15 protein-coding genes are annotated in these 16,592 nt (G+C 26.4%); 3 read left to right on the forward strand and 12 right to left on the reverse strand.

Features of this window, described 5'->3' with window-relative positions:
* Window positions 1-11: 11 nt before the first annotated feature.
* From T364_RS0104480 to rpsB, 6 genes are all read right to left on the reverse strand, one after another.
* Complete coding sequence (locus tag T364_RS0104480; protein WP_027128509.1) at window positions 12-281, reverse strand: ACT domain-containing protein; 270 nt, start codon at window positions 279-281, stop codon at window positions 12-14.
* A gap of 108 nt (window positions 282-389) precedes the next feature.
* Entirely contained in the window at window positions 390-593 is a 204-nt protein-coding gene (locus T364_RS0104485) for a cold-shock protein (RefSeq protein WP_027128510.1), read from the reverse strand.
* Between the two features lie 102 nt (window positions 594-695).
* Window positions 696-1,256, reverse strand: coding sequence for a ribosome recycling factor (gene frr / locus T364_RS0104490; protein ID WP_027128511.1), 561 nt, complete (start codon window positions 1,254-1,256; stop codon window positions 696-698).
* A gap of 21 nt (window positions 1,257-1,277) precedes the next feature.
* Window positions 1,278-1,988, reverse strand: a complete 711-nt coding sequence (gene pyrH / locus T364_RS0104495; RefSeq protein ID WP_027128512.1) for a UMP kinase — start codon at window positions 1,986-1,988, stop codon at window positions 1,278-1,280.
* Window positions 1,989-2,060: 72 nt separating this feature from the next.
* On the reverse strand, window positions 2,061-2,948 hold the full coding sequence (gene tsf / locus T364_RS0104500) for a translation elongation factor Ts (protein WP_027128513.1): 888 nt from the start codon (window positions 2,946-2,948) through the stop codon (window positions 2,061-2,063).
* Between the two features lie 36 nt (window positions 2,949-2,984).
* Window positions 2,985-3,746 (reverse strand): 30S ribosomal protein S2, encoded by a 762-nt coding sequence (gene rpsB / locus T364_RS0104505; RefSeq protein WP_027128514.1) that lies wholly within the window; start codon window positions 3,744-3,746, stop codon window positions 2,985-2,987.
* Between the two features lie 255 nt (window positions 3,747-4,001).
* Between rpsB and T364_RS0104510 the strand changes: the two genes are divergently transcribed.
* Window positions 4,002-4,856, forward strand: coding sequence for a DMT family transporter (locus T364_RS0104510; RefSeq protein WP_027128515.1), 855 nt, complete (start codon window positions 4,002-4,004; stop codon window positions 4,854-4,856).
* A gap of 498 nt (window positions 4,857-5,354) precedes the next feature.
* Here the strand turns inward: T364_RS0104510 and T364_RS10490 are convergent, their stop codons facing one another.
* The 5 genes from T364_RS10490 to T364_RS0104535 form a co-directional block, all read right to left on the reverse strand.
* Window positions 5,355-5,804 carry a winged helix DNA-binding protein gene (locus tag T364_RS10490; protein WP_051532646.1) on the reverse strand — a complete coding sequence of 150 codons (450 nt, stop codon included), beginning with the start codon at window positions 5,802-5,804 and terminating at the stop codon, window positions 5,355-5,357.
* 1 nt (window position 5,805) lies between these two features.
* The gene (locus T364_RS0104520; protein WP_027128516.1) at window positions 5,806-6,375 is read right to left on the reverse strand and encodes a cyclase family protein; all 570 of its coding nucleotides are present in this window, start codon (window positions 6,373-6,375) and stop codon (window positions 5,806-5,808) included.
* A 336-nt stretch (window positions 6,376-6,711) separates the two neighbouring features.
* Window positions 6,712-7,488 (reverse strand): flavodoxin family protein, encoded by a 777-nt coding sequence (locus tag T364_RS0104525; RefSeq protein WP_027128517.1) that lies wholly within the window; start codon window positions 7,486-7,488, stop codon window positions 6,712-6,714.
* 27 nt (window positions 7,489-7,515) lie between these two features.
* Window positions 7,516-8,703: a [FeFe] hydrogenase H-cluster maturation GTPase HydF gene (hydF, locus tag T364_RS0104530; protein WP_027128518.1), complete on the reverse strand. Its 1,188-nt coding sequence runs from the start codon at window positions 8,701-8,703 to the stop codon at window positions 7,516-7,518.
* 11 nt (window positions 8,704-8,714) lie between these two features.
* The gene (locus T364_RS0104535) at window positions 8,715-10,298 is read right to left on the reverse strand and encodes an NAD(P)/FAD-dependent oxidoreductase (protein WP_027128519.1); all 1,584 of its coding nucleotides are present in this window, start codon (window positions 10,296-10,298) and stop codon (window positions 8,715-8,717) included.
* A 153-nt stretch (window positions 10,299-10,451) separates the two neighbouring features.
* Between T364_RS0104535 and T364_RS0104540 the strand changes: the two genes are divergently transcribed.
* Both T364_RS0104540 and T364_RS0104545 read left to right on the forward strand, forming a co-directional pair.
* Window positions 10,452-11,282 (forward strand): mechanosensitive ion channel family protein, encoded by an 831-nt coding sequence (locus T364_RS0104540; protein WP_035945363.1) that lies wholly within the window; start codon window positions 10,452-10,454, stop codon window positions 11,280-11,282.
* Between the two features lie 39 nt (window positions 11,283-11,321).
* Window positions 11,322-11,819, forward strand: a complete 498-nt coding sequence (locus tag T364_RS0104545; RefSeq protein ID WP_027128521.1) for a hypothetical protein — start codon at window positions 11,322-11,324, stop codon at window positions 11,817-11,819.
* A gap of 57 nt (window positions 11,820-11,876) precedes the next feature.
* On the opposite strand, the gene T364_RS0104550 is transcribed toward T364_RS0104545, so the two are convergent.
* Complete coding sequence (locus T364_RS0104550) at window positions 11,877-16,574, reverse strand: autotransporter outer membrane beta-barrel domain-containing protein (RefSeq protein WP_027128522.1); 4,698 nt, start codon at window positions 16,572-16,574, stop codon at window positions 11,877-11,879.
* Between the last annotated feature and the right edge of the window lie 18 nt (window positions 16,575-16,592).

The raw sequence follows: 16,592 nt of genomic DNA on the forward strand, positions 1-16,592 counted from the left end.
TCCTTTATTTATTAAATACGGTGCATACAATTAAATATATCTTCGTGTTGCATATTTATTATAACTTCTAGTTCTTTTCCAATTTCAGCTAATTCATCTATTAGATTTTCCATACTTGTAGTTGATTTTTCTGTATCTACAATCATCATCATATTAAAGTATCCATTTACTATTGTTTGAGAAATATCTAATATATTTATATTTTTTTCTGATAAATATGTACATACTTTTGCTATGATACCAACTTTATCTTTTCCTAATACAGTTATAATACTTTTCATTTTTTCCTCCTCGATTTTTTTTGATAGTATAGTATATCATTTATTTCAAAAAAAGCAAATAAAAAAAACTATCTTATTTTTTAATAAGATAGTTTTTCCATCTATTTATTAGTCAATAACTGATACTTTAATAGCTATTGGCCCTTTAGCTCCTTCTTCAACTTCAAAGCTAACTGTTTGATTTTCCTCAAGATTTTTAAATCCTTCTCCTAAAATTCCTGAAAAATGTACAAAATAATCCTTTCCTTCTTCTGAAGTAATAAATCCAAATCCTTTTTCTTTGTTAAACCATTTAACTTTTCCTTTTAGCATCAAAACCCTCCAAAATTTTATTTTCAGTTCTTTATTAGATAAAAAAATCATATAAGGAACATCTTTATTATACCCTTAACTAAAAATATATGCAAGATTTTTTTATACTGTTGTTATTTCTTTTTCTTTTAATGTTAATAAATTATCTATTTCTTTTATTGTTTTATCTGTTAATTTTTGTACTTCTTCTTCCGCTGCCTTTAATTCATCATCTGTTAATTCTTCAGCTTTTTGTAATCTTCTAAGTCCATTATTTATATCTTTTCTGATATTTCTTGCTCCTACTTTACTTTCTTCAGCTTCTTTTTTTGCTAATTTTACATATTCTTTTCTTCTATCTGCTGTTAACTCTGGAACCATTAATCTTATAACTCTTCCATCATTATTTGGTGTTAATCCAATATTAGCTGACATTATTGCTTTTTCAATAACAGGGATTACTGACTTATCCCAAGGATCTATTACTAATAATCTAGCTTCTGGAGCTGATACTGTTCCTATTTGATTTAAAGGCATAAGAGAACCATATTGTTCTACTTTTATTCCGTCTAACATAGCCACGCTAGCTCTTCCAGCTCTAATTCCAGCAAATTTATGTTTTGTTGCCTCTATTGTTTTTTCCATTTTTTCTTTACATTCTTTCATTAATAAGTCTTTACTCATATAATTTTCCTCCTAATTTATTTATACTACTACTGTACCTATTTTTTCTCCTAATACTACTTTTTCAATATTTCCTTCTATTAAAGAGTTAAAAACTATTAAAGGAAGTTTATTATCTCTACAAAGTGAAATTGCTGCTGCATCCATTACTTTTAAATTTTTATTTAAAACTTCTGTATATGTAATTGTTTCATATTTTTTTGCATCTGGATATTTTACTGGGTCTTTATCATAAATTCCATCAACTTTAGTAGCTTTTATGACTACATCAGCATTTATTTCCACAGCTCTTAACACAGCTGCTGTATCAGTTGTAAAATAAGGATTTCCTGTTCCAGCTCCAAATATTACAACTCTTCCTTTTTCTAAATGTCTTTGTGCTCTTCTTTTTATAAACGGCTCAGCAACTTTAGGCATCTCTATTCCGCTTTGTACTCTTGTTGGAATTCCTAATTTTTCTATAGCATTTTGAAGTGCTAGAGAGTTTATCATAGTAGCTAACATCCCCATATGATCTCCAGTTACTCTATCTATTCCAATTTCCTCTCCTGAAAGTCCTCTAAATATATTTCCACCACCAATTACTACAGCAACTTCTACTCCTAAATTAACTACATCTTTAATTTGTTTTGCATAAGAAGATATTACTTTTGAATCTATCCCGAATTCTTGTTCACCCATTAAAGCTTCTCCACTAAGCTTTAATAATATTCTTTTGTATACAGGTTCCATATTTCCTCCTAGTTTTTATTTAAAAAAATAGGGATGCAAATTGCATCCCCTAATTGCTTTTCTTAAGAAGTACTATCCTTTAATTTGAGCTGCAACTTCTGCTGCGAAGTCTTCTACTTTTTTCTCAATTCCTTCTCCTACTTTATATCTAGTGAAAGAAACAACTGTCATATCTCCAGCAAATTGTTCTACAGTTTCTTTATTTTCTGCTCTTACATATACTTGATTTACTAAACAATTTTCTTCATAGAATTTTTTCATTTTTCCAACTAATATATTTTCTATAATTTTAGCTGGTTTTCCTTCTGCTTCTAATTGTTTTCTAGCAATTTCTTTTTCATGCTCTAAAGTTTCTGTTGTAACTTGAGAAGCATTTAAGAAAGAAGGATTCATAGCTGCTATATGCATTGCTATTCCTTTTGCTCTTTCTAATCTTTCTGGAGTCATTTCAGCTGATAATTCAACAATTACTCCTAATTTTCCTCCAAGATGGTTATATGTTGTTACAAATCCTTCTGCTACAACTTTTTCCATTCTTCTGATATTCATATTTTCTCCAATTTTAGCAATTAGTTCAACTAGAGCTTGCTCTACTGTTCTTCCATCTACTAAAGTTTGAGCTTTTAATTCTTCAACTGTCATAGCTGAAGTATTTAATGCGATTTCTACTAAAGTTTTTCCAAAGTTTTTAAATTCATCATTTTTAGCAACGAAATCTGTTTCAGCATTAAATTCTATAACAACTGCTGTTTTATGATCAGGTGTTACACCATCAAAAATTAATCCTTCAGCTGCTATTCTTCCTGCTTTTTTAACTGCTTTAGCCATACCTTTTTCTCTTAAGTAGTCTATAGCTTTATCCATATCTCCGTTAGTTTCTGTAAGTGCTTTTTTACAATCCATCATTCCAGCACCAGTCATTTCTCTTAATTCTTTTACTGCTTGAGCTGTGATTGCCATACTAAATCCTCCTTGAAAAATTTATATAAAATTCTCTTATTCTGCTGATCCGTTTTCTAAAACTTCTTCAACTGCTTCAGTTTCTGTAGAAACTTCTTCTACTTTCTCTTCAGTTCCTTGTCTTCCTTCGATTATTGCGTTTGCAACTAATGTAGACATTAATTTTACTGATCTTATAGCGTCATCGTTAGCTGGGATTGGATAAGTAATTAAATCTGGATCTACGTTAGTATCTATCATAGCGATTACTGGAATTCCTAAGTTAGCTGCTTCTGCTACTGCTAAAGCTTCTTTTTTAACGTCTACTACGAATAATGCTGCTGGTACTCCAGGCATATCTTGAATTCCTGCTAAGTTTTTATTTAATTTTTCTAATTCTTTTCTTAAGTTAGCTGCTTCTTTTTTAGTGTAAGCTGTATCTAAAGTTCCATCTTGGTCCATTCTAGTTAATTCTTTAAGTCTAGCTATTCTTCCTTTGATAGTTTGGAAGTTTGTTAACATTCCACCTAACCATCTATTGTTTACATAGAACATTCCAGATCTTTCTGCTTGTTCTTTCATAGCTTCTTGAGCTTGTTTTTTAGTTCCAACAAATAAGAAGTTTCCTCCATTTGCTGATATTTCTCTTACTACTTCGTAAGCCTCTTCAATTTTCTTTAAAGATTTGTGTAAATCGATTACATGGATTCCATTTCTCTCTGTGAAGATATATTTTGCCATTTTTGGATTCCATCTTTTTGCTTGATGTCCAAAGTGTACTCCAGACTCAAGTAATTGTTTCATAGTTACTACTGCCATTTTTTCCTCCTAATTTTATCTTTTGGTTATGCCCTCCGTCAATCTCAAAACTAAACAACCATTTGGCACCGAGTTTAGAAATAATTGACGTGCATTTTTTAGCATTTTATTATATCACTTTCTTTTTATAATTGTCAACTAAATAAATAAAAATATTCTTTATATTTTTTATTTGAAATATAAATTTTATTTCTTGACTTTGATATAAACATAAATTAAAATTTAAATAAATTATTTTACAAAGGGGAAGATATTATGAATATTAAAACAAAAAATCTACTTCAAATTCATATAGCTGTTTTTCTTTTAGGTTTTTCTGGTTTATTTGGACGTTTGGTTTCAACATCAATTTTTACTCTTATTTTAGGTAGAACATTTTTCTCATCTTTTGCTTTATTTTCATTATTAAAATACCAGAAAGCAAGTTTAAAATTGGAAAAAACAAAAGAATATTTTTATTTAATCATACTTGGAATTTTTTTATCTCTTCATTGGATTACTTTTTTTCACTCAATAAATCTTTCAACTGTAGCAATAGGTCTCTTAACTTTTTCAACTTTTCCTTTCTTTGTAACTTTTTTAGAACCAATTATATTTAAAGAAAAATTATATTTCTCTGATATAATTGTAGCTATTATAGCCTTTATAGGAATATCTTTTGTAGTTCCCTCTTTTGATTTTGGAAATGAGATGACAATAGGAGCTTTATGGGGAATTATTTCTGGTATTTTATATGCTATTTTTTCTTTAGGAAATAGAGCTGTTACTCAAAAATATTCTGGTCCTTTAATCTCTTTTTATGAACAATTAGTGGTTATGTTTACATTAATTCCTGTATATCTTGTAACTAGGGAAAATGTAATGGCAAAAGATATATTTTTAATGGCTCTTTTGGGAATTGTTTTTACTGCTCTAGCCCATACACTTGTAATCAGCTCTTTAAAATATGTCAAAGCTAAAACTTCTAGTATTATTTTTTGTTTAGAACCACTATATTCAATAATTGCTGCTGCTATTATATTACACGAAATCCCTAGTATAAAAACTCTTTTTGGAGGGGTTATTATAATTTGTGCTGTTCTTTATTCTACAATAAACAGTAAAAAATAATAATTTTTCTTTAAAAATAAATTAGAAAGCTAGGTTATGTAAAGTTATTATTTAATGATTTTACACTTTATAAATTATTATGTTTTCTAAATTAATGATATAAAAAATTTTTAAAATTAAAAAATATTTTTTGTAATTTGTGAAATAAGTTAAATATTAAAAAATGACATTATTTAAGTCTAAATAATTTTATCATTTTTAGTGATATAAATAAAATAAATAGAAAATATTTTTACTTATATATTTCTTTATTATAATTATGTAAATAACTTTATTTTTTATATAATTAGATATATTTTTAAGAAGATAGTTTTTTTATAAAAAAAGCTGAGTAACATTAAAAAGATGTTTTATTCAGTTCTCTTTTTTGTTAATTTTTTCTTAATTTTGTTTTTTATTTCTTTTATCTCTAATTTTTTATTTACTAGCTTTTTATTAAAAAGCAATTTATAATTTTTTATGTATAAAAAATAATTAAAATATATTTTAAATTCTATCTTAATATTTTGATAACTTTTCTTTTACATCTATTTCTAAAAGTTTTAAAAATTTTGAAATAATTTCCTTTTCGGTATCAGAAAAATTCTGAAATATTTTGCTATCTCTTTTTTCAGCTTCTTTATGTAAAATTTTATGTTTCTTAAATATTTCTTTTCCTTTTTCTGTAAGAGTAAAATATTTTTCTTTTTTATTATCAATACTTTGAAACTGCTCTATATATCCTTTTTCTAAAAGCTTTCTTATTATCTTTAAAGCTCCACTTTTGGTAAAATTCATATATTTACTTAAACTTGTAATATTAGGATTTTGAGTTTTTCCAATAAAATCTATGCTATGAACATCACTTATATTTAATTCTGAATAATTTTTAGAAAAATCTTTTTTGTTAAATTCTTCTATTAATTGAAATACTGATATTAAATTATTTAATAATTTTTTATTTTCCATTTTATTTTTCCTTTTTAAATATTCTAACTGGTAATCCTGTCATTAATGGTGTTCTATACCAAATTATTAAAGTTTCTTCTAGCTTATTCATATCTTTTAAAGCATTAGAATCTAAATTTTCTATAACATAAGCTTGATTATCCTCACATTTTTTATCAACAACAATATGCTCTTCTCCTCTTCTAATTCCAGCACAATCTATTCCTATAAAGCTAACTTTTCTTTTTAAAAGCTCCTCTATAAGCTCCCAACTTAGTTGATAATGATTTTTAATATATATTTCACTTCCATATCCATTATTTTTTTGAATATCAGTGAAAAATATTACAAAATCTCCTTCTATTATTTTATAATTTTCTAATATTTCTATACCTATTTCTCTATTTAAGTCATAATTTCTACAATCTATAGTTATTGTTCTTCTTTCTATATATTTTTCAGGTATAAAGGTTTTATTGTAAACATCAATATGAGTTCCAATATGTCCACTCATCATTAAAGGGTTTTCATTTTTTCTTATAAAATCCCAAACTTTATCCTCATCAGATATTTTCATACTTATTTCTATCATAAAAAACCTCCTCTTTTTTAGTTAACTAGTTAACTAAATTGTAGGAAAAATTTTTTTAATTGTCAATATATTATTTTCTTGAAAAATATTTTTATAAAGATTTTATTTATTACTAATAATTTTTAAAGTATAGTAGTTCCATTAAAATCCTTTAATAAAATATAAAATTATGAATAAATAATATTTAAAAAAATGAAAATAAAAGGATTAACCTCTAAAATTATAGAAATTAATCCTTATTAATTAATAATTAAATATAATAAAAAATAAACTTATTAAAATAGATAACTTATTATTTAACATCATTCTTTAATGAAATAAGTTTATTAAAATTTCTTAGATAAATAATTCTATCTCTTTATAATCACTACATTTTCCTTCTAAGAAATCGATAAATGGTTTTATAGCATCTCCTTTAACTTCTCTTCCATTAAATTTACAGAATCTCACACAAGCATGGCATAAAATACATTTTGTAACATCAATTTCTCTATGATTTTCTTTTGATATAGCCTCTGTTGGACATACTTTAATACATTCTCCACAGTCTTTACAATTTTCATTTGGCTCTGGAGCTACTCCTCTACTTGGTCCATCTGCTTTATAAGGTCTATTTCCAGGTAACTCTATTCTTAAATCTCTTGATTTAGTGTCTAGTTTCTTTATTATTTCTTTTCCAAAGTTAAATGCTTTTTCTAAATCTTCAACAGTTGGACGACCTGCTGCTACCTTTGTTGTATAAGAGTGTGTACCTAAAAATGCTCCAGCTCCTATAACTACAAAATTATTTTCTTCAAATATATCTTGCATTTCTACAAAATAATCTTCAAAAGCTCTATTTCCATAAACTCCAACTAAAACAACAGGAGTATTATTTCCTTTTATTTTTCTTAAAGCTTCTCTTATAACTTTAGGAACTCTTCCAGCATATACAGGAGAACCTACTATAACTAATTCATCTTCTTTAAAAGTATATTCTTTTAAATCTTTCCAAGAAAAAGTAATATCTATATTTTCTATTTCTTTTCCTGTCCCTTTAGCAATATTCTCTACAACTTTTTTAGTTGAGTGAGTTGGACTAAAATAAAAAGTTGTAATTTTAGATATATTCATTTTTACTCCTCCTAAACTTTATTAAAATTATTTTAAAGGTTCTATAGCTTTTTCTAATATTCCAGTTAAATAAGCTAAGACTAAACCATAATTTGTGACTTTTAAATTTTTCTCATTACAAAATTTTATTCTATTTTCCATATTTTTTCTAGTTATCATACAACCACCACAATGGATAACTAAATCATATTTTGATAAATCTTCTGGAAAATCTTTTCCTGCTGAAAAGGTAAAGTTTATTTTCTTATTTAATTTTTTCTGTAAAAGAGTTGGAATTTTTACTCTTCCAATATCTTCATGGGAAGTATTATGAGTACAAGTTTCAGCTATTAAAACATTACTATTTTCTTTTAAAGTTTTAATAACTTCTATTCCTTCTATTAATTTGCTTATCTCTCCTTTTTGTCTAGCAAACAAGATAGAAAAACTTGTAAGAGGATATCTATTATCCACTATTTTATCTACATTTTTAAAAGCTTGAGAATCTGTTATAACTAGCTTTATATTTTTTTCCTCTTTTAAAACTTCTTCTAATTCTGTATCTCTACAAACTATTGATTTTATTCCATTATCTAAAGCATCTCTCAAAATTTGAACCTGTGGTAATATAAGTCTTCCTTTTGGAGCTTCTGAATCTATAGGTACTACCAATACAATTTTATCTCCATATTCCACTATACCTTTTAACAAGCTAGGTTCTTCTTCTAAAATATTTAACTTTTCTATTAAAGATTTTTTGAAATTTAATATAGAATCTCTGTTTTTAGTTGAAATAAATAAGCAATTATTTATTTTAGATTTTATTTCATTTTTCTTTTCTTCACTTAGTAACTCTTCTTTATTTACAACGATTAAATAAGGTAATGAATATTTTTTTAAAATTGAAATATTTTCTTGATATTCACTTTCAATAAAATTATTTCCATCAATAACATATATTGCAAAATCAGATTTTTTTATTTCATTGATAGTTTTTTCAATTCTTAGATTTCCCAATTTACTATTATCATTAAACCCTGCTGTATCTATAAATAACACAGGTCCAAATGGAATTAACTCCATTGCTTTTTTTACAGAGTCTGTTGTAGTCCCCTCTTCTGATGATACAATAGCAATATTTTGTTCTACTATACTATTTAATAAAGAAGATTTCCCCGAATTAACTGCTCCTACTATTACAATATTTACTCTATTTGAGTTTGGTGTGTTTTGCATTTTCTTCCTTTCTATTCTACTACTTTACTAAAAGATTTATCTATAATTTTAAGACCATCTACACCAGCACTAACTATTCCACCAGCATATCCAGCTCCTTCTCCTATAGGATAAAGACCTTTGATATTAATAGACTCTCCATTTTCATCTCTTAATATTCTTATTGGAGCTGAAGTTCTTGTTTCTGGAGCTATTAAGTTAGCCCTTTCACTAACAAATAATGGATTATTTTTTCCCCAATATCTTAAAGCCATTTTCATATTTCTTGTTATTACATCTGGAAAAAACTTATTTAAATCATATGGAGTCTTTTTCATTAAATAACTTGTTTTTATATCTCTATCTGTTATTTTTCCATCTAAGAAATCAGTTACACTTTGATAAATAGCTCCATAATCTTTTACTATTTCATAACTTTTCTTTTCTAATTCTTCTTGAAACTCCATTCCTGAAAATAAATCATCTCCAAATTCATTTTCTTTAATTCCAACTACAAGAGCTGAATTTGAAAACTCTCCATTTCTATCAGAATAACTCATTCCATTAACTAGAGAACCTCCCTTTTGAGAAGCAGCATTGACAATCACCCCTCCAGGACACATACAAAAAGAAAATACTCCTCTCTCTTCCTCATAATTATTATAAGTAAAATTATAGGTAGCTGCTCCTAAATTTTTGTGATTAGCAAACTTTCCATATTGCATTTTATCAATATCTTCTCTTGGATGTTCTATTCTAGCTCCTACAGCAAAAGGTTTACTTTCCATTTTAACACCTTTTTTATGTAGCATTCTATAAGTATCTCTTGCTGAATGACCTACTCCTAAAACTATTTTATCCACATCTAACTTTTCTATTTCATTTTTATTGTTATTTATTATAGCTCCTACAACTTTATTATTTTCAATAATTATTTCTTCTAATTTATTATTGAAATAAAATTTTCCACCCATAGAAATAATCTTTTCTCTAAGATTTTTTATAATACCTTTTAAAACATCAGTTCCTATATGAGGTTTATAATCCCACATTATTTCCTCTTGAGCCCCACATTCTACAAAAGTTTTAAATACTTTATCAATATATTCACTTCTTATTCTAGTATTTAATTTTCCATCAGAATAAGTTCCAGCTCCACCTTCTCCAAATTGAATATTTGAATTTTCATTTAATACTCCTGTATTAATAAAATTTTCTACTGATTTATCTCTAGAGTCAATATCCTCTCCTCTATCTATCACAATAGGTTTATATCCATATTCTACTAATCTTAAAGCTGAAAAAAGTCCTGCTGGTCCTGTTCCAACTACTAAAACTTTTTCCTCTTTATTTATAGGTTCTCTTTTTATATAAACATCTTCTTTTACAAGAGTAACATTTTTCATATTCTTTATATCAATATCTTTTTTTAGATGTACTTCTAAATTGTAAACAAACTTAATATCATTCTTTTTTCTACTGTCTATTGACCTTTTTAACCATAAAATTTTATCTATATTTTCTTTTTTTATTCCTTTTTTTATTATTTCTTTTTCTATTTCTTTATCTTGATTTTTTATCACTGGTATCATTATATTATTTATACAGATTTTCAATATATCACCTCTGTAAAAATTATACCATAATAAAAAAAAATGTGCTTATATATTTTATCTTTCTCTATCAAAAGTGTTATTTTATTTTTTCTATGAATATTTTATATTTTATGATATAATAATGTGTATGTATATTTTTTAAAGGAGGAGTATATGGAAGAATTGACAAAATTTCAGATTTTTTTAGAAGAAATTAAAATGGACGCATTAAAAATGTTACCTTCTATTGCTATGAAAATTGTTTGGGTTATATTTTTACTAGTAATTTTTAAACCTGTTAGTAAATCAATTATAAAGTTTTTTAAACTTTTATTTGATAAAAACAAAGTTGACCCATTATTAAAAAGTTTTATTATATCTTTTATTAATGTATTAATTTATATTTCTTTCTTTGTTTTAATCATTGGAGGAATAGGAGTAAGAGCTACATCTCTTGTTACTATATTAGGTACTGCAGGTTTGGCTGTAGGTTTGGCTTTACAAGGAAGTTTATCTAATTTAGCTGGAGGAGTTTTAATATTATTCTTTAAACCTTTTTCAAAAGGTGACTATATTATAACTAGTAGTGGTTCTGGAACTGTTGAGAGTATCTATATTCTTTATACTATTATTTCAACTGTTGAAAATTTTAGAATAACTATTCCTAATAGTGAACTAGCAAATTCAGCTGTTACAAATGTTTCTAGAAGTCCTGAAAGAATGATTGATACTATGATTAGTGTTAGTTATGATTCTGATATTGATTTAGTTAAGGAAACTTTAACTGCTATAGTTACAGAACATAAAAATATTCTTAAAGAAAAAGGCTATGTAATAAGACTTAAAAAACAAAATTCTAGCTCTTTAGATTTTGTATTGAGAGCTTGGGTTAAAAAAGAAGATTATTGGAATACTTTTTATGATTTAATGGAAATTATTGTTGTTAAATTTAGAGAGAAAAATATTGAAATTCCATATAATAAACTTGATGTTTATCAAAAGTAATTAAGATTTATTCATAAGTATTATATGAGGAGGAGTTATATGAAAAAATTATTTTTTATTTCTTTATTAATATCTTCTATTTTAGGTTGTTCTAATAGCAATGTAAAAAATATTAATTGTTATGACTATTTTAATAATAATTCTGTTAATTTTTCTGGAGGATTTGAAAATAGTGGTTACAATGTAAAAAGTAATATTGTTTCATTCAATGGAAAAAATTTATTAATAGAAAATATCACTGATACAGCTACTACAGTAGAGAAAGTCTATATCCTTGAAAAAGATTATGTTAAATTAGTTTCTACTACTGAAGGAAAAAATGTAAATTTAAAAGATTTAGATTTTGATAAAGGAGAAATTATTTTAAAATCTCCTATTAAAGTTGGAGATACTTGGACTTCAAATGGAAATAAATATATAGTTGTAGAAATAAATGATTCTATAATTAAAATAAAAAAAATATTCCCTAGTAATATAACTGAAATAACAACTTATGAAAAAGGTAAAGGAATAGTAGATAAAAAAATTAATTACTAAATATAGTAAAAGGAGCTGTTAGTTAACAGCTCCTTTTATTTTCAGATTTATTTAATATTAAAATCTATATCCTATACCAAAATTAACACCATAATTTTCTGTTTTATTACTTCCTATTGTATATGAAGTTCCTAAATTACAGAATAATCCTGATTCATTTTCTAGTTCAGTACCTAATGTGAAGTTTATAGAGTTTTCTGTTAAATTAGCACCTAAAACATTAAAGCTTCCTCCATTTACAAAGCTTCCTTCAAATTTCTTATCAGTATCACCAAATAATTTTGTATAATTTACCCCTGCTACAAATCTTAAAGTATTTCTATCTAATACAATTTTTTTTGTTATATCTACTCCAATTGTTGTATCAAAAACAGATATATCAGCATCTCTTAATTTAAAGTAAGAATCTTTTATATCATCTTGCTCTATATAAGTATATCCTAATCTTAATTTTGGTTCAAATAATATCTCATCAAACTTAGACATATATTTTACTTGTCCATATGCTGATAAGGAATTTGTATGATATGAAGTTTTTGAGAATAATCTACCAGCTTGGTTATCAGTATTATATTTTCCTAATTGATATCCAGCTCCAGCAGTAAAGTTATAATTTCCAATATTTCTTCTTGAATAAGCTCCTAAATAGAATATATCTCCTTTAGAAGTTCCACCATTAGAATCTAAATTTTGTTTTGAACCAGAGAAAACAAATCCCATTGATGTATCATCATCTACTCCATATTCTAAATTAGCCAATAATCCAGAAGTTTCTAAAGTAGAATCATAAGATTTTCCTAATGTTCCTCTTCTATCATATTGATTTTTATCATATAGAACTTTTCCTGAAGCTCCCCAATCTCCTGTTTTAGCTGTTCTATCCATTCCTAATAAAGTTTCTTCTGATAATTTAATATTTTCATAAGAAGCTTTTACTGTTTCAGCATAAATATTAGAAGAATAAATTGTATCTAGTTGTTTTTCTCTTAGAGATATTTCTCTACCTTCAAAATAATCACTAACATTTACAGCAGCATTATTAATATTATTTAAAATATTATTTCCTTTAAATAACTCATTATTATATCCTACTAATACTTTACTTTCTTTGTTTCCATCAGTTGATAAATCAGCTTTCTTTAAAACATATACTCCGTTGTTGTTATTAATTATTCCAACACCTATATCAGTAAAAGTATTACTTCCTAAAGAAATCTCTGTATCTTTTCCATAAATATAAGTAGTATCTAATACTAAATCTTCTTTATTCTCTGGTGTTCCTTTTAATATTACCCCGTTAGAATTTCCTAGAGCATTAGTTTTTCCATCACTATTGGCAACTTGTAATATTAGTTTTCCATCTTTATCTATATTAACAGTATTTCCAGCCTCTAATTTAGAATTAGAAGTTAATGTTAAGTTCCCTTTAATATCAGTAGTTTCTATATTTAAATTTCCTGATAATAAACTATTTCCTCTAGCTTCTAAAGATTTTACCTTTGTATCTCCATATATACTAGAATTTTCTAATATTAATTGTCCATTAGAAGAATTATCCCCTATATTTCCATTAACTCTTGTATTATTATTTAATGTTAATTTAGAAGCTTGTTCTTTAAATAAAATATCAACTGTATTATCTCCATTTCCATTTATAAAGCCTGAAGAAATTTTTAAATTTGTTACTGTTAAATTTCCACCATTACCAAAGTTAAGAGTAGTATCATTTATAGTTGTTTCATCTTCAGTTTTTACTGCTCCAATAATATTTAATGATTTTAAATCTATTGGTTTTTCTCCACCTTTGATTATTACTCCACCAGCTAAATAAATTCCCTCATTTTGATTTATTTCACTTATTTCAATTTCTTTATTTCCGATTACTTTATCATCTTTATCAAGAGCAACATTACCCTCTTTATCTATTAACATTCCTATACTATTAAATTCATTTCCAAATAAAGTTGAGACATCTACACTTTCTAATTCCTCTGCTGTTTTATCTTCAATTTTAATTTTTCCTATGTTTGTTGTTATTCCATTTCCATCTGAAACCTTATCATTTAAGTAAACTCCTATAGTTCCATAGTTTTCCAAATCAGAATCTTTTAAAGTTATAAATGTTCTACTTGAATCATCTTTAGGATTAGAAATATTAATAACACCTCTATTTACTATTTTTTCTCTTGTTTCAGAAGAATCCATAGTTATAGGAGCAGTTGTTTTATTAACTTTTCCTATAACTGAAATTTCATCAGTTGTTACTTCTGTTCCCTCTTTTACTTCTATATTATGGAAATCTTTAATAGATTTAATATCCCCTCTATATCCATCTAATATTAAATTAGAATTTTCTACCATAGATACTCCAGATTTTTCATCTAACTTTGTAGCCTTTCCTTGTCCATAAAGACTTCCTATTATTTTTCCTCCAGTAATATTTATAGTAGAATTTTTAACAGTTGATATTGCTCCAGCTGTGGCTATTCCTCCAGCTACTATATCTCCTTTTACTGTTCCACCTAAAATATTAATTACTGAATTTTCTACATAGGCTTTACCCATATTTCCTGTGGCTACTCCTCCACCAAATATAGCTACTCCCTCTCCTAAAGCTCCTACTTCTTTATAGTATGTTTTTATATCTTGAGTTCCTAGTGGTTTATCTGTTTTCATTAAACCATTTAGGTGTTTGTAACCAAACTCTGTTACTTCTCCACCTTTTATATTTATTGTACTTGTTCCTGAAGTTATAGCCTCAGCATTAGTTTTATTTGATTGTGAATCATCTATAGCTATTCCTCCACCAAATAATCCATCTATAGAACCACTATTTAAGTTGATTTCACTATCTTTTACCTTTGTGGTTACTTTTCCTTCAAAATTTAATCTTCCATCATAATTTCCACTTCCATAATAAAGAGCCAGTCCATTTCCTGAAACTCCTATTACTTCTGCTCCATTAATATTTATTGTAGATTTTTCTTTTACCTCTGTAGTTGAATTTGTCCAAGCATTACCTGTTGAAATTCCATTTCCTAATACTCCTACAACATAACCTCGTTTTAAATCTATATTTGTATTCTTAGCAGTAACTGTTGATACTCCTTTATCTGCAGCTATAGAAATTCCATTTCCACCTATTCCAACTACAATTCCTTTATCTCTTGTATTTTCTATAATTTTTTGAAGATTTTTTACTAATTCTTGTTTTTGAGAAATTCCTTTTATACCTGAAACTATATTAGGAATTTCTTTTTTATTTTCACTTAAATTTTTATTTACATTAACTACTATATTTGTATTTTCAACTTCCACTGTTGATGTTGATATTTTATCTTTTTCAGTAGGAGCTTTTCCTTGAGGAGAATTTTGATGAGATACTGCTAATCCACTTCCTAATATAACAGCTGCTGATGTATTTCCAGATAAATTAATATCTGTATCTTTAGAGTTTACTGTTGAAGTTCCCCCATCATTTAATCCAGAAACAGTAACTTTAATTCCTGATTTTTCTATTGTAAATTTATCATCTTTTAATGTTCCACCTAAAGTTTTATCTTTTAAAAATTGAGAAACATCTGTAGATAAAGCTGCTCCTCCTCCAAATATTCCTCCTACAACTCCTTGTTTAATATCTATATTAGTTTTTCCATTAGTTTCAGAATGAGCTTTTCCACCAAGAGTAGATACTGACATTCCTCCACCAAATAATCCTACTGTAATTCCATCTATTGTCTTTGTATCTTTATTTACTATTGTATCTATATTAATATTAGTATCTCCTGTTACTATTGAAGTAGATTGTCCACCAATTGCTGTAGATAAACCTCCTCCTGTAATTCCTGTTCCATTGGCTGTCCCCTTAAGATTTAATTCTGTATTTCCATTAATAGTAGTTGTTACATTTCCATTTAAATCTAAATCAAGACTAACTTTTGTTTTAAAGCTTCTTATTGAAACATCTTTCTCGGCTTCTACTTTTATATTTCCTAAAGAGATAGCTGTACTTCCTACACTTCCACCTATTAAATTTCCACTATTAACTGTTACAACTGAGTCTCCTTCTCTTGTTATTTTTAAATTTTCTTCTCTAGAAGATGATGTTATTTTAGTAGGTATGAAAGGAACATTTATTTCTCCTACTCCTACTCCCATATCTCCACCTATTAAACCTATTACTACAGGAGATGTTTTTCCTTCTAAATCTCCAATTTCTGTATTTGTTGACCCTTTAATTGTACTGAACCAATTAGTATTTGTTCTATCTAAAATTTCCAAAATTTTCTTTGAATTTTGTCCTAATCTATCTCCTGCTAATTTTCCTAAATTTTGAAGACTACTTACTCCATAACTATATTTTCCTTGACCAGCTAAAGCTCCTGTTATTACATAGCTTCCTTGGTTATTTTCGTCTACATAATTTTTGTTATGCTTTATACTTTGAGATAAGGCATTTCTTACATCTATTAAACTTTTGGCATTTTTTAAATCTTCTAGTAATAAATAAGCACTACCTTTTGTTTTAATTATTAGATTTCCATCTTTTCCAACAACAAACTTACTTGTTTTCAAATCATTTAGTGCTTTATTATCATAAACTCCTTTTGCAGAGTCCCAAGTTATTTTATCACTATCTGCACCAAAAACAACAGTACCAGCTATTAAAAATCCTACTACTGTTGCCATTGTAATTTTTACTTTTGATTTTAGAAATCTTTTTAAATTTTTTTCTGTTTCATTATAATGTTGCATATGGGTATCCTCCTTATT

Origin of the sequence: Fusobacterium perfoetens ATCC 29250, assembly GCF_000622245.1 — a bacterium.
GTDB lineage: Bacteria > Fusobacteriota > Fusobacteriia > Fusobacteriales > Fusobacteriaceae > Fusobacterium_B > Fusobacterium_B perfoetens.

Coding starts and splice junctions, on each gene's coding strand:
- T364_RS0104550 (WP_027128522.1), bottom strand. CDS start 16,574: ATGCAACATTATAATGAAACAGAAAAAAATTTAAAAAGATTTCTAAAA.
- pyrH (WP_027128512.1), bottom strand. CDS start 1,988: ATGGAACCTGTATACAAAAGAATATTATTAAAGCTTAGTGGAGAAGCT.
- frr (WP_027128511.1), bottom strand. CDS start 1,256: ATGAGTAAAGACTTATTAATGAAAGAATGTAAAGAAAAAATGGAAAAA.
- tsf (WP_027128513.1), bottom strand. CDS start 2,948: ATGGCAATCACAGCTCAAGCAGTAAAAGAATTAAGAGAAATGACTGGT.
- T364_RS0104545 (WP_027128521.1), top strand. CDS start 11,322: ATGAAAAAATTATTTTTTATTTCTTTATTAATATCTTCTATTTTAGGT.
- T364_RS0104485 (WP_027128510.1), bottom strand. CDS start 593: ATGCTAAAAGGAAAAGTTAAATGGTTTAACAAAGAAAAAGGATTTGGA.
- hydF (WP_027128518.1), bottom strand. CDS start 8,703: ATGCAAAACACACCAAACTCAAATAGAGTAAATATTGTAATAGTAGGA.
- rpsB (WP_027128514.1), bottom strand. CDS start 3,746: ATGGCAGTAGTAACTATGAAACAATTACTTGAGTCTGGAGTACACTTT.
- T364_RS0104520 (WP_027128516.1), bottom strand. CDS start 6,375: ATGATAGAAATAAGTATGAAAATATCTGATGAGGATAAAGTTTGGGAT.
- T364_RS0104540 (WP_035945363.1), top strand. CDS start 10,452: ATGGAAGAATTGACAAAATTTCAGATTTTTTTAGAAGAAATTAAAATG.
- T364_RS0104525 (WP_027128517.1), bottom strand. CDS start 7,488: ATGAATATATCTAAAATTACAACTTTTTATTTTAGTCCAACTCACTCA.
- T364_RS0104480 (WP_027128509.1), bottom strand. CDS start 281: ATGAAAAGTATTATAACTGTATTAGGAAAAGATAAAGTTGGTATCATA.
- T364_RS10490 (WP_051532646.1), bottom strand. CDS start 5,804: ATGGAAAATAAAAAATTATTAAATAATTTAATATCAGTATTTCAATTA.
- T364_RS0104510 (WP_027128515.1), top strand. CDS start 4,002: ATGAATATTAAAACAAAAAATCTACTTCAAATTCATATAGCTGTTTTT.